The following is a 12948-nucleotide window of genomic DNA, read 5'->3' as shown; positions in this document are numbered from 1 at the left end:
ATCGGCTTGCGCCTAAATATCAGACGTGCTACTCTCTTATAGTCGGATATGTTTATATAATTCTCATAGGAGTCGATAATGCGTAAGCATTCGGCCTTCGCGATGTTGTTGTTTTTATCAATATGTTCAGCTGCGCAAAGTGCTTTCGCAGAAGCGTTTAAATCTGAGCTTATCGAGGCCGTTCCAAAAGACCCTTTCTTGACAAATGATGGCTTCATACCACCGCCAGACCAATATAGTGGTCCATTATTCAAGCTTAGTCATGCTTGGCCGCAGCAAGCGCTTCCGCCAATTTCTAATCCGCCCTGGTCGAAAGCCATCGGAGGTGGCCGGATCAACCAAGATAACGCCGCTGCCTACGTGGCTGCCCTAAAGGATTACGTGGGCGGAAACGCGAGAAAGCTCTTCTTGAATTACGCGAGCTGGGATGCCGCTGCGGCGCATTGGTACACTGAGCCGTGGCTGGGCTCTCGTCGCGAAAGCATTCACGGGACATATTCCGCGGGCAATTTTGATGATCAATCATTTCCCAACACCGGTTTAAAGGTGACTTTCGATACGCATGTGCTGACCTACTATGACGAGCGCGCGGCCTACTCGCTCCACAAGGTGTGGAAGGCCGACGCAATGAATCCCGAAATCAAGACAGAGAACTTTCAGTTCGACGAAGGCTCGGTCATTGTCAAAGCCGCGATTTTCGTTTCGGACGATCCAAAAAAACAAAGCGACTGGTGGCCGGGGGTAACGCAGGGTGCGGCGCAGTGGCCGCTTTACATCGCAATCCCGGAAGGCCAGCAGGGCGCCGCGCGGACAGTCGTTAACGGCTACGTCATGCAGTTCGACATTATCGTGAAGGACTCCGTCGCAGCTCCTAAAACGGGCTGGGTGTTCGCCACGCTTGTTTATGATGCGGACGCGCCGGGCAAGGACGCCTGGGACAAAATGGTTCCCCTCGGCGCGCAATGGGGCAACGATCCCGACGTCAATTCGGCGCTCAACCCGCCGCCTCCACTCAAGGAGAACTGGATCAATCCGGTGGCGCCGTTCTATGCGACGCAAACCTTGGGATGGGGCGGACGGCTTTCGGGCCCCAACGACGGCGCCAGAAACAACATCCAGGTCGGGGATAACGTGATGCTGAATGCACCGGACTCGTCCTGTATGAGCTGCCATTCGCCGGCGCAGTGGCAGCCGGTGCAACATAAGATGCTGTCGTTCCTCCTCCCGTCCTATCCCAACCCGAAAGCCGGACCGCCCTTCAGACCCTGCCCGGACGGCAAGCCGGACGACCCCTATATTTGCTCACCGGCGCCAGGGTCCAAGGATTGGTTCCGCTGGTTCCAAGACCGTTTGGGAACAGAACCCTTCGACCCTGACACAGGCTCGATCGCGACAGACTTCGACATGGTGTTCGCGTTCAAGTCGCTTCCCATGTGGTGGAAAGCGATCGGTCCCGCGGATCAGCCTGCGCTCTTCGCGATCCGCCCGTCGGGCGCGGCGAAAAGGTACAATGAATATTCGGGCGCGCCGCTTGCAAGGTAGAATTAGGATAAGCGCCAAGGCAATGTCGCGTGCATCCGCCCGAAGGCGCGTGACGGCTGACGTCGCGGCGCGCCGATCTGTTGCTCAACGCCAAAGGGCGGAGGTCCGAGATGGACAGCAACCCTCTCGTGCGGGAGGTCCTCGATTTCTGGTTCGGCTCGGCGGACTCGGCAGAATTGGGGAGCCGGCGTCAAATATGGTTTGCAGCAACTCCTGGGTTCGACCAGGAGATAAGGCAGAGGTTTTCGGAGGCCAACCGGCTCGCCGCAACGGGAGCGTTGGACGATCTAAAGCAGACTCAGATGGGGACCTTGGCGCTGATCATTTTGCTCGATCAGTTTTCGAGAAACATTTTTCGCGGCGCAGCAGGAGCCTTCGCCAACGACTCCAAAGCCAGGATGCTGGCGGAATATGCGATCGAGAAGCGCTTCGACATGAATGTGTTGACGGTCCAGAAGCTTTTTTTCTATCTCCCTTTTGAGCATGCTGAAGATTTGGAGCTGCAGGAAAGAAGCGTGGATCTGTTCGTAAGGCTCGGCGACGCGACGTCCCTTCAGCACGCGCTCTGCCATCGGGATCAGATTATTCGGTTTGGCCGTTTCCCGGATAGGAATGGAGCGCTGGGGCGTAAAAGCACGAAAGCCGAAGAGGAGTTTTTGAAGAATCCTTTCTGCTGAGTTGTCCCTGTCGAAAGCCCTTGTCGAAAGCCCCAAGGCAAGCCTTAATTGGGCCTGCGGCCGCTGGAAACTGGCCGCGGAGCGCTCATGAAAGTTCCGCCGAAGAGCTTGTGGAAGGCCACCGCCAGCAGCGGCGATGCGCGGCGAGCCATCGACGACTGCTATGCAACCGCATGGGCTTCAGAACCGTCAAAAAAGGCCCGGCTCGAGATCGACCTCGGGAGGACCGCGACTTTGGGCGGTTTGGAGGTTTATTGGGGCGGTCAGGCGGCGAGTGAATATGGATTCGAGACTTCTCTCGATGGGCGGTCGTGGTCACATCTCTGCAGCACGCGTCACGGCGAAGGCGGACAGGACGTTTTCGCTTTCCCGCCCGTCGCGGCGCGCTTCCTGCGCTGGAGCTGCGAAACGCCCACAGAGGCGCGGCCGCCGGAGATCGTCCAGATCAATCTCTATGATCCTGCGGATGCGGCCTCTGTGCTCGAGGGGGGCCGCGTCGCGGCTCTTGGCCATGCGCCGATCGCGCTTCTGGCCGGAGAGAGCATAACAGTCGATTTCGGCTATGTGAGATCTCCGCTTGGAGCCCTTGTCGAGTGGGGCGAGCGCTTCGGCGTTGTTTTTTCCGTGCATCTTTCCGACGACGGCGAGAACTTCCGGGAGGTGGGGCGCATGACCACCGGCGACGGCGGCACGGACAGTTTTTGGTGGCGCTCGACGACAAGCCGTTATTTTCGCCTGAGCCTGCATGCGGCCAGCGCGCCCGAAGGCGCGATCGTCAAGGAGCTGAAGCTCCGGATCCTGAACAAGGATCGAATGCCGATCGGGCAGCTGGAACGTGCGGCGCGCAAGGGGCGCGCCGATCTTTACCCGCAATCGCTGCTCGGCCGCCAAGTCTATTGGACGGTGCTCGGGGAGTTGAATCAGGACGGGGAAGCGCTCTTCGACGAATATGGAAATCTCGAAGCGCAGCGCGGCTTCGCTCAGCTCATGCCGCTCTTGCGCCTGGGCGACGGCCTGCATGGCGCCCCCGCAAGCGAAACCGTCAGCCAATGCCTGGTCGAGGGCTCGCTGCCCATTCCCAACGTCGTCTGGTCGACGCAAGGTCTGGAGCTTCACGCGACGGCGCTAGCGCATGAAGAGCAGGCGATGGTGGAATATCGGATCGCCAATCGTGGCGACGCGCGGCGAGAGGGCGCGCTCGTGCTGACGGTGCGCCCCGTGCAGATCAATCCCTACTGGCAACATGGCGGTCACGCGCTCGTCAACGCGATCAGCGTCGAGGGCGTCAACATGCGGATCAACGATTCTCACTACGCCGCTTTCTCGCGAGAACCGGATGTCGTGACGATCGCAGACTTCGAGGGAGGAGATGTCCTAAGGCTCCTGGAGCACGGCCCCCAACCGACTACCCGGAACCTTCGTTCTGATTCAGGTTTGCTCAGCGCCGCCTGCGAATTCGCCTTCTCCTTGGACCCCGGCGAAGATGTCGCCGTCGTCGCCGCGTCTCCCCTGAGCGCCGAGATTGCGCCTCACGCGGAGGCGGCCTTCTCCGCCCTAAGGAACACGGTCGCCGGCTTGTGGCGAAATAAGTTGGGCGCAAGAAGGATCACCGTCGGCGATCAAGAGATCAGCGACACGATCGAGGCGCAGATCGCGCTCATTCTCGTCAATGCGACGCGCTTCGCCTTTAGGCCCGGCCCGCGAAACTACGACCGCATATGGATACGCGACGGCTCTTCGCAGGCGCTCGCCTTGCTGTGGGCGGGACTGATCGAGGAAGCCAAGTCCTATGTCGTCTGGTACTCCAAACGCATCTACGAGAACGGCTTGGCGCCGCCGATCCTCAATCCGGACGGAACGGTCAACCGCGGTTATGGCAGCGATATTGAATATGACGCGCAGGGTGAATTCGTCGGCGTCGCTGCGGAGGTGTACCGGGTCAGCAAAGATCGAGTCTTCCTCGACGCTGTTTTTGAACCCGTGGTTCGGGCGACCCAGTTCATCGAGGCGCTCTGCGCGAAAACCGATGCGCGACGCGAGCGCGACTCGCGCTGCTGCGGCCTCGTGGCGCCGTCGATCAGTCATGAGGGTTACAGCAAGCCCTCTTACAGCTATTGGGACGACTTCTTCGCTTTGAGCGCTTGGCGAAACTGCGAATATCTGGCCCGTGAGGCCGGGGAGCTCGAGATCGCCGAACAGGCGAGGGCCAAAGGCCGCGCATTTGCCGAGACGCTCGCACGCTCCCTGCGCGTGACCTCTGAGCTCATGGGCAGAGGGCTCATCGCGGCGTCCGCCGACCGAGAAGACGTCGATCCCAGCTCGACCGCAATCGCCTTCGAGCCCTGCCGCGTCGAGGACGTTTTGCCGGCGGAATTCGTCGAGGCGACCTTTGACCTCGTGGCCGCGCAGATCGAGCAATTTTCGGGGCCGGCGTTCGAGGGGAATTACAGCCCCTATTTGCTGCGCAACCTCAACGCCTTTGCGTCTTTGGGCCGGCGCGACGACGCCTTTCGTCTGCTCGCCGCCATGCTCGCCTGCCGCAGGCCTGCGGGCTGGCGGCAATGGGCCGAGGTCGTCTGGAGCGATCCGCGCGCGCCGGAATATATCGGCGATATGCCCCACAGCTGGATCGGCGCCGAATTCGCCACCGCCATGCGAAGGATGCTGGTGCGGGAAGACGGCGGAACGCTCGAATTGTTTCGCGCCGTCCCTGAGAGCTGGTGGGAAGGGGAGGGGATCAGGCTGCGCGACTTGCCAACCGCTTTCGGCGCGCTCAACCTCAAGGCTCAGCGCGGCGAGGGGCGGGTGACGGTCGAGCTCGCCTTGTCGGGGCCGGCGCCCGACCGGATCACTTTTCGATATGCCGGCGCAATATGCGCTCAAGCGGATGGGCGGTCTTGTCAGCTCGAGCGAGATCTTATCGTGTCGAAAAGCTTTAGCCGGCTGACGATCGCTTTCTAATCAGCTGCGGAACTCCGCTCATCGGCCAGCGCTTTGACGCCCGCCTCGCCGGGCACGGCGACTTCCTCGTGCAGCGTCTCGCGCACGTAGAGCTTCGTCACCAGCACGTAGATCGAGACAGTAATGGGCGCGGCGAAGATCGTCGCCGTGATGCCGAAGGCTTCGCCAAGCGCGACGATGCTCACGAGCATGAGCGCGGGCGGCACGGACACCATGCGCCGCTGGACGATCGGCATGAACACATAACCATCGAACTGATGAACGAGAAAATAAGCGATGGCTGTCCACGCCAGCGTGCTCCAGTCGATTGTCGTCGCAACAAGCGCGGCGGGAATAAATGCGACGATTGAGCCGATGTAGGGGACGAATTGTGCGACGCCTGCGATCGCGCCAAGCGCATAGGCTGAAGGCAAGCCGACGAACCAGGAGGCGACGCCGATCGTGACGCCGACGAACGCCATGTCGATTAGCTGACCGATCGTCCAGAGCCTTAGCGCGCCGGCAAGATAATCGAGGGTTTCGTCGGCGCTTCCGCGGTAGCGCTGCGGAAAGAGCAGGCTCAGGCCTTGACGATAAAGCTCCGGCTCGACGGCGATGAAAGCGCCAGCGACGATGGCGATGGCCGCGCCAGCCAAAAAGCTTGCGCTGATTCGGAAGGCCCGCGCGAAGAGGTCGGGCAGGGAGAAAGTGCCCTGTTGGACATGCGAAAGCACCGTCTTTCCGAATGTCGATCCTTGAAGCATCTGGGTGAGCTGCTTCTGTCCCGCCTCGGCGCGACTCATGATCTCCTGGAACTCGTTACCCATGCCGCTGCCGAAGAGATAGAAAACGCCAAGGAGCACGATGAGAATCAAGAATCCGGCAACCGCAAGCGCCAGAGCTCTCGGCAATCTGATCTTGCGAAAGGGCCAGGCGACGAGGTGAAGCAGCACGGCGATCAGGACGGCGCCCGTCACCATCAGCACAACGTCGAACAGCAGCCAGACGACGAGCGGCGTGAGCGCGAGCGTAATGAAGATGATGGCGCGATGGGAGAATTCTGCAGTGCTGATCGGCATGGAAGCCAGCGGGAAGCGAACCGGTCATCCTTATTCATAGGCGGGCTTTTGGAGCGGGCCAGCTTAGCAGAGCGCGCAACTCGAGCGCGATTGCGCGAAAAACCGGCTTCCACTTTTTCGCATCGCGCTCTAGCGGGACCAGCCCACCGCCCGCGCGCGCGCTTCGAACTCGCTTCTCGCATATACGCCGAAGCGAGGATGCACTCGGGCGTCAAGGCGCGAATAATCCTGTCCGACGAGCAGGAGGTGCTTATATCCGGCTTCGCGCAGGATCTCTGCCTGACCCGAGCGCGCGAAGCCGTTCGGAAAGGCGTAAATCGACGGCGCGTAGCCGAGGTTCGCCAGAAAATAATCTCTGCATTTGTGCGCGTCTTCGCGCAAAAAATGGTCGCTTTCCAAGGCCATGCTTGCGTGCTCGAAGGAATGAGCGCCGACTTCGTGGATCGAGGAGATCTCGTGGACGTCCTGCAGGGTCATCATCTGCGTGGGACGAAATCCTTCGAATCGTGAGAAGCTTCGCTGCAACTCGGCGAACATGGTTTTTTGCTCGGATATCGATCGATTCTTGAGCGCGGCGGAGGCTCGCAAGCAAGCGGCGGCGCGGTTCTCGGGATCCGCGCCTTGGGGAAGTCCCGGCAGCGGCGTCTCGCCCAATAAGGCTGCGGGAGCGGATATGATAAAATCCTGCAACATCACATTCATCGGCGGCAAACCGCTTTCGATCGCGCCCGGCAAAACGTTGAGATTGACGCGAACGCCATGTTTTTCGAGGATTGGCGCGACGATCTCGATGAAGTCCTTGTAACCGTCGTCAAAGGAAAGGATCAACGGCGGTTTGCCGCCCGGTTCAAAAGTTTCGAGATCGGCAAAGACGATAATCCGAAAGCGCTTCTTCAACCAAGCAATCAAATCATCGAACAGCGCGGGCGTCATCGAGACATAGGCGCCCTGACCTTCGGCGACGCCATGGAGACATAGGATCGTGAGCGCTCGCCTCGCCTGGATGCTCGCAAGCTTCGCCGCCACGGGAATTTCCGTCTGTAACGCATAAAAGAGCGCCCGCCGCGCGACCGAGGCGACCTTTGCGCAAGCCGCATGGCTCACCGCCGAAGCATTTGCCTGAGACATCTCTCCTCCTGACCCGGATCAAGTCATTGAGGCGTGGCTGGCGGATGCAGGAGCCAAGCGGATCCGATCAGCGCGTGTTTCTAAGTTGAGCCTTGTGCGAATCTGGCGTCAATAAGCAGTCAAACAGGAGAACTGGCAGACGAGGATTTCCCGCAGCTTGCGCCCGGCGAGCAGGCTGCGTTCAGGCGGAAAACGCCCGAACGCAGCTGCGTGATTGATATATAAGCTCTAGCGGGCTTTCTGGCCCTTTCTCGGTTCCGGCGGTCTTCCGCTCAAACTTGCGGTTGCGCGCCGGTTCCGTCGGACTTCGCGGCCTTGGCCTCGATGTCCTCGCCGGTCGTCTGATCGACCGCGCGCATTGAGAGGCGCACCTTGCCGCGATCGTCAAAGCCTAAGAGCTTCACTTTGACCTTGTCGCCTTCCTTGACGACGTCGGTCGTCTTGGCGACGCGCGTCGCCGCGAGCTGCGAGATGTGGACGAGGCCGTCCTTTGAGCCGAAGAAGTTCACGAAGGCGCCGAACTCCGCCGTCTTGACCACCGTGCCTTCGTAGATCTGGCCGACCTCCGGATCGGAGGCGATCGACTTGATCCAATTGATCGCCGCCTTGATCGAATTGGAGTCGGAGGAAGCGACCTTCACCGTGCCGTCGTCCTCGATGTTGACCTTGGCGCCCGTCTTCTCGACGATCTCGCGGATCACCTTGCCGCCCGTGCCGATCACCTCGCGGATCTTTTCCGTCGGGATCTTCAGGGTCTCGATGCGCGGCGCAAATTCGCCGAGCTCGGCGCGGGAGCTCGAGAGCGCCTTCGACATCTCGCCGAGGATGTGCATGCGGCCGTCGCGGGCCTGCGCCAGCGCCACCCGCATGATCTCCTCGGTGATGCCGGCGATCTTGATGTCCATCTGCAGAGAGGTCACGCCTTCCGACGTGCCGGCGACCTTGAAGTCCATGTCGCCCAGGTGATCCTCGTCGCCCAGAATGTCGGAGAGCACGGCGAAGCGCTCGCCCTCGAGGATGAGTCCCATCGCAATGCCGGCCGTCGGCCGCTTCATCGGGACGCCGGCGTCCATGAGCGCGAGCGAAGAGCCGCAGACCGTCGCCATGGACGAAGAGCCGTTCGACTCGGTGATCTCGGAGACGAGCCGCAGCGTGTAGGGGAACTCCGCCGGAGCCGGCAGCACCGGGCGGATCGCGCGCCAGGCGAGCTTGCCGTGTCCAATCTCACGACGTCCGGGCGAGCCCATGCGGCCCGTTTCGCCGACCGAATAGGGCGGGAAGTTGTAATGGAGCAAGAAGCGCTCCTTGTACGTGCCCTCGAGCGAGTCCACGAACTGCTCGTCCTCGCCCGTGCCGAGCGTGGCGACGACCAGCGCTTGCGTCTCGCCGCGCGTGAACAGAGCCGAGCCATGGGCGCGGGGCAGAATGCCGACCTCGGAGACGATCGGCCGCACGGTCTTCACGTCGCGCCCGTCGATGCGCAGTCCGTCGTCGAGAATGTTCCAGCGCACGACCTTAGCCTGCAGATCGTGGAACGCCTCGTCGATCTGCTCCTTCGAGAACTTCGCCTCGGCGCCCTCCGGCGCGAGCGCCGCGAAGACCTTCGCCTTGACGGCGTCGACCGTCGCATAGCGCTGCTGCTTGACGGTAATCTTATAGGCTTCGCGAAGCTCCGCTTCGCCGATCTTGGCGACGGCGGCGGCGACTTCCTCCTTGGCCGGCGGCGAGAAGTCGCGCGGCTCCTTGGCGGCGCGCTCGGCCAGGCGAATGATCGCGTCGATCACGGGTTGGAAGCCGCGATGGCCGGTCATCACCGCCTCGAGCATCGTCTCCTCGGAAAGCTCCTTGGCCTCCGACTCGACCATGAGCACCGCGTCGGCGGTGCCGGCGACGACGAGGTCGAGCGTCGAATTCTTCATCTCCTCGATCGTCGGATTGACCTTCAGCGCGCCGTTGATGTGGCCGACCCGCGCCCCGCCGATCGGGCCCATGAAGGGCACGCCCGAGAGCGTCAGCGCGGCGGAGGCGGCGACCATCGCGAGGACGTCGGGATCATTCTCGAGATCATGCGACAGCACGGTCAGGATGACCTGCGTCTCGTTCTTGTAGCCGTCAACGAAGAGCGGCCGGATCGGCCGGTCGATCAGTCGCGAGACCAGCGTCTCGCGCTCTGACGGACGGCCCTCACGCTTGAAGTATCCACCGGGAATGCGGCCGGCGGCGAAGGCCTTCTCCTGATAGTTGACAGTGAGCGGGAAGAAGTCCTGCCCAGGCTTGGCTGACTTGGCCGAGACGACGGTGGCGAGCACAGTCGTCTCGCCCCAGGTCGCGAGCACTGCGCCATCGGCTTGGCGGGCGATCTTGCCGGTCTCCAGCACGAGCTTGCGCCCGGCCCAATCGATCTCTTCGCGATGGATTTCGAACATTGAGGGTCTTTCTCTCATGAAGCGAGCCTTGGGATCGTCATGAGCAAGACGGCGAGAGGCTGCGGAGAACGTCAAAAAGCGCGGGGCTTCTCACGCAGCGTCTGGCGATCCTGCCCTGACGCAGGTTTGGCTCTCTGGGCCGCAGGCCCGATTGCCCTTGGCCTTTGGCGCCGCGATTGCGGCGAGCGCCTCTCCCCGCGGGCGGGGAGAGGTGGAGGCAGTCAATTCCGCGCGAAAACTAGCGGCGGATGCCGAGACGCTCGATCAGCGCACGGTAGCGCGGTTCGTCGCCGCGCTTCACGTAATCGAGCAGCTGACGGCGCTGCGAAACGAGCTTGAGCAGGCCGCGGCGCGAGTGATTGTCCTTCACATGCGACTTGAAATGCTCGGTGAGATTAACGATGCGCTCGGTGAGAATCGCGACCTGCACCTCGGGCGAACCCGTATCGTTGGGCTTCGTCGCATATTCTTTAATGAGCGCCTGCTTGCGCTCGGCGGTGATCGACATCGGCGGTTCCTTTCTTCTTCGGTTCGTCCGCTCGAGGAGGGCCTTTGCCGGGATGTCGTCCAGCACGGTCGCCTGAGCGGGGCCCGGCTATCCCGGGCTGGCGCGGCTTATAGCATAAAGGACGGCCTGCGATAGGGGCGCTGTTTCAGGGCTTCGCCGCCGGAGGCGGCGCTTCATGAGGGCGTCGGGGAATCAGGTGGAGATGCGCGTGGAAAATCTTCTGCCCCGCAACCGCGCCGATATTCGAGCCGAAATTGAAGCCTGAGACGGTCGGGTCCTCGCGCTTGATCGCTGCAGTCAAGCTGTCCGCGAGCGAATGCATGGCTTCGCGCTCTTCGGCAGAGGCCGCGAAAACGTCGGCGACGTGGCGCTTCGTGAGGATCAGGCTATGCAGCGGGCGTACGGGATATTTGTCGCGAATTGCGATCGCCAGCCCATTCTCGGCGAGAACCTGGCTCGCCATGATCGAGCAGAAAGGGCACGAGACGGTAGGCAAGAGCTCGGGTCCCCATTGAAAGCGTCAGCCCCCTTCTCACCGGCGAGCGCCGGCGCGTGAACGGGGCCATCAAATCATCATCGCCGAAACCGGGGTAAGGCGCCAGGGGCGGGAGCCCGCGGCTCCAATGCCGACGCGAGCGAGCCGAGATCAATCGCTTCCCGACAGAATGTGGCGGATCGTCGCGGGACAGTCCGCAGAAAGCTGATATAAGGTGAAATTGGTTCGCGCGCTTGCTCCGACAGGGCCGCCAGAGGTCCCGCCGGCGGGGCGGCGTGCGCAATAAAGGGCTCTCGCCCGCAAAAAAGTGCAAGGGAGATGAAACATGAAGAGGATTCTTCTCGCCGCTCTGGCGGTCGCCGCGCTCGGCGTCTCCGGCGAGGCCTACGCCCATGGCGGCGTCAGCCTCGACCAGGGCCAGTGCATCATGAAGATCGGGCCGGACACGATGTCCTTCACCGGCTACCAGCCCATCAAGTCGCGCGAGACCTTCTGCGACGACATTCCGGACGTGGGTCCAACCATCATCGTCCTGGACGCACAGCAGGATGAGCTGCGCGACATGGCGCTCGAGATCCGCATCCTGCGCAACGTCGGCCAGAAGGACGACAAGGAAAACATGGAGGCGAACACAGAAATCTATGTGGCGCCAAAGAAATATAAAACGGGCACGCTGAACTTCGAATACAACTTCGCCAAAGAGGGCAATTACATCGGTCTCGTGACGGCGAAGAGCGATGACGGCAAGGAATACACGTCGCGCTTTCCCTTCGCGGTCGGCCAGACTGCGGGCAAGGACATGACCATCACGATCTTCTTCGCGGTTCTGGCGGTCGTCGGTTTCGGACTGGCCTATAAGCATTTCTTCCTCGACAAGAAGAAGCCTGCCGCCTGACGGCGACTTCTCCCGAGCAGTCGGCAAATAAGCAGTCGGACGTCTCGCCGGCTGCTTATTTTTTTTTTGCGATCAGAATTCGCTCCAACTTTTGATTTAGCGCATTCCTTAGCGCTCGAACGATCCGTGCAAACACGCCAGCGAGCGCAAGGGCGTCAACCTCGCCTTAACCATGCCGCCTCGAGGCGGGAGCTCGGTAACTTTATTTTCGACAATTGGATGCGAAATCGGGCCGTAGTCTGCGCCCGCGCGAGCGCCCGCGGCGAGCCCAAGCGAGCCCCGCAAAAGCTGACAGACTTTTGCGGTCGGAAATCGCTCCGGAATATCAATCTGGCGGAGTTGCGTCATGAGCGTCAGCGGAATGGAAAAAGAGTGGCTCCTCGAACCCCGCCGGGGTCCCATCGAGGCGAGACCGTTTGGCGTTCGAGTCTCGCTCGGGCTCGGAGCCTCAGCCGTTATCGTTCTTCTCGGCTTTTGGGCCTTCTCGGGACGGCCGAGCGAGAGCGGACCGAGCGAAGCGGCGGAAGCCCGCCCGCCCGTCGCGGCGCAGCCCGCGGTCCAGCTCGATCTGCCCGCACAAGAGTTTGCCGGCCTATCCCGCGTCGTCGCGACGAGCGGAGAAGAGGTGGTGCGCATCGACAGCCTGACGATCGGCCAATTCGGTCAAAGCGCCGCTTTCGCGCGTTTCGACCTTCGCCAGGCTTCGGGCGATGCGCGCGCCAATCCGGAATTCGCGCTCGATGTCGCGCATGAGGCGGAACAAGCCGGCCTCAAGATCGTAAAGAGCGGACCGCCGTCGCCCTTTGCGTCGCGTTTTGGCGCCTTCGAGGTCGCCGAGGCGAAAGTCTCGGGCAAGACCCTTGGAGGAGCGAGCGTTGAGCGCGACTGCCAGACATTGCGACTGGCCGGCGCCAAGCTCGGCGTCGAAATCGCTGGCGTGGTCTGCGCCGGGCCGGGCCAGGCCTTCGATCGAAAAATGCTGGGATGCCTCGTCGATCAACTGAGCTTCCGCTCCAATGGCGCCGCGCCGGCCGTGGACAAGTTCTTCCTGCTTGCCGAACCGCTGCGCGGGCAGGCCTGCGCCGTGGCGGCGGCCTCATCGGAGAAAGCGGATTGGATGGCTGCGCATTCCGTCCCTCCCGGGGCGGCGAGCCCGGCTCTCCCCGCAAAAACAGCAAAGAAGGCGCGCTAACCAAGAACTGAGAGACGGGGGCTTTTCACCGCTCTGCGGCGACGCGGGCCTATCGCTTACGGAAG

General features: G+C 61.8%; 10 protein-coding genes. 5 read left to right on the top strand and 5 right to left on the bottom strand.

Annotated elements, in window-relative coordinates; all coding sequences use genetic code 11:
- Positions 1–78 precede the first annotated feature (78 nt).
- The 3 genes from QMG80_RS20310 to QMG80_RS20300 all read left to right on the top strand — a co-directional run bounded on the left by QMG80_RS20310 (position 79) and on the right by QMG80_RS20300 (position 5180).
- Complete coding sequence (locus QMG80_RS20310) at positions 79–1542, top strand: hypothetical protein (RefSeq protein ID WP_158658626.1); 1464 nt, start codon at positions 79–81, stop codon at positions 1540–1542.
- Between the two features lie 110 nt (positions 1543–1652).
- A complete protein-coding gene (locus tag QMG80_RS20305) occupies positions 1653–2219 on the top strand; it encodes a DUF924 family protein (protein WP_085770824.1) in 567 nt (188 codons plus the stop codon).
- An 87-nt stretch (positions 2220–2306) separates the two neighbouring features.
- Positions 2307–5180, top strand: a complete 2874-nt coding sequence (locus QMG80_RS20300) for a discoidin domain-containing protein (protein WP_158658625.1) — start codon at positions 2307–2309, stop codon at positions 5178–5180.
- Here QMG80_RS20300 and QMG80_RS20295 read toward each other — a convergent pair.
- The 5 genes from QMG80_RS20295 to QMG80_RS20275 form a co-directional block, all read right to left on the bottom strand.
- Positions 5177–6238 carry an AI-2E family transporter gene (locus tag QMG80_RS20295; RefSeq protein ID WP_245300101.1) on the bottom strand — a complete coding sequence of 354 codons (1062 nt, stop codon included), beginning with the start codon at positions 6236–6238 and terminating at the stop codon, positions 5177–5179. The genes QMG80_RS20300 and QMG80_RS20295 overlap by 4 nt on opposite strands.
- A gap of 129 nt (positions 6239–6367) precedes the next feature.
- Complete coding sequence (locus QMG80_RS20290) at positions 6368–7366, bottom strand: polysaccharide deacetylase family protein (protein WP_085770822.1); 999 nt, start codon at positions 7364–7366, stop codon at positions 6368–6370.
- A 272-nt stretch (positions 7367–7638) separates the two neighbouring features.
- A complete protein-coding gene (gene pnp / locus QMG80_RS20285) occupies positions 7639–9792 on the bottom strand; it encodes a polyribonucleotide nucleotidyltransferase (protein WP_085770821.1) in 2154 nt (717 codons plus the stop codon).
- A 238-nt stretch (positions 9793–10030) separates the two neighbouring features.
- Positions 10031–10366 carry a 30S ribosomal protein S15 gene (rpsO, locus tag QMG80_RS20280; protein ID WP_425351455.1) on the bottom strand — a complete coding sequence of 112 codons (336 nt, stop codon included), beginning with the start codon at positions 10364–10366 and terminating at the stop codon, positions 10031–10033.
- A 79-nt stretch (positions 10367–10445) separates the two neighbouring features.
- Complete coding sequence (locus QMG80_RS20275) at positions 10446–10796, bottom strand: HIT family protein (protein ID WP_102938060.1); 351 nt, start codon at positions 10794–10796, stop codon at positions 10446–10448.
- A 325-nt stretch (positions 10797–11121) separates the two neighbouring features.
- Here QMG80_RS20275 and QMG80_RS20270 point away from each other — a divergent pair, with 325 nt between their 5' ends.
- Both QMG80_RS20270 and QMG80_RS20265 read left to right on the top strand, forming a co-directional pair.
- Positions 11122–11691, top strand: coding sequence for a hypothetical protein (locus QMG80_RS20270; RefSeq protein WP_085770818.1), 570 nt, complete (start codon positions 11122–11124; stop codon positions 11689–11691).
- A 346-nt stretch (positions 11692–12037) separates the two neighbouring features.
- Positions 12038–12883 carry a hypothetical protein gene (locus QMG80_RS20265; protein WP_085770816.1) on the top strand — a complete coding sequence of 282 codons (846 nt, stop codon included), beginning with the start codon at positions 12038–12040 and terminating at the stop codon, positions 12881–12883.
- Positions 12884–12948 lie beyond the last annotated feature (65 nt).

The organism is Methylocystis bryophila, from assembly GCF_027925445.1.
GTDB classification, from domain to species: Bacteria; Pseudomonadota; Alphaproteobacteria; order Rhizobiales; family Beijerinckiaceae; genus Methylocystis; species Methylocystis bryophila.
Note: the sequence above shows the minus strand (reverse complement) of the source record. Positions and strands in the feature narration are given on the sequence as shown.

Bases quoted from the DNA above. Each gene is read 5' to 3' on its own strand.
- QMG80_RS20265 (WP_085770816.1), top strand. From the start codon at position 12,038: ATGAGCGTCAGCGGAATGGAAAAAGAGTGGCTCCTCGAACCCCGCCGG.
- QMG80_RS20305 (WP_085770824.1), top strand. From the start codon at position 1,653: ATGGACAGCAACCCTCTCGTGCGGGAGGTCCTCGATTTCTGGTTCGGC.
- QMG80_RS20310 (WP_158658626.1), top strand. From the start codon at position 79: ATGCGTAAGCATTCGGCCTTCGCGATGTTGTTGTTTTTATCAATATGT.
- QMG80_RS20290 (WP_085770822.1), bottom strand. From the start codon at position 7,366: ATGTCTCAGGCAAATGCTTCGGCGGTGAGCCATGCGGCTTGCGCAAAG.
- QMG80_RS20295 (WP_245300101.1), bottom strand. From the start codon at position 6,238: ATGCCGATCAGCACTGCAGAATTCTCCCATCGCGCCATCATCTTCATT.
- QMG80_RS20270 (WP_085770818.1), top strand. From the start codon at position 11,122: ATGAAGAGGATTCTTCTCGCCGCTCTGGCGGTCGCCGCGCTCGGCGTC.
- pnp (WP_085770821.1), bottom strand. From the start codon at position 9,792: ATGTTCGAAATCCATCGCGAAGAGATCGATTGGGCCGGGCGCAAGCTC.
- QMG80_RS20300 (WP_158658625.1), top strand. From the start codon at position 2,307: ATGAAAGTTCCGCCGAAGAGCTTGTGGAAGGCCACCGCCAGCAGCGGC.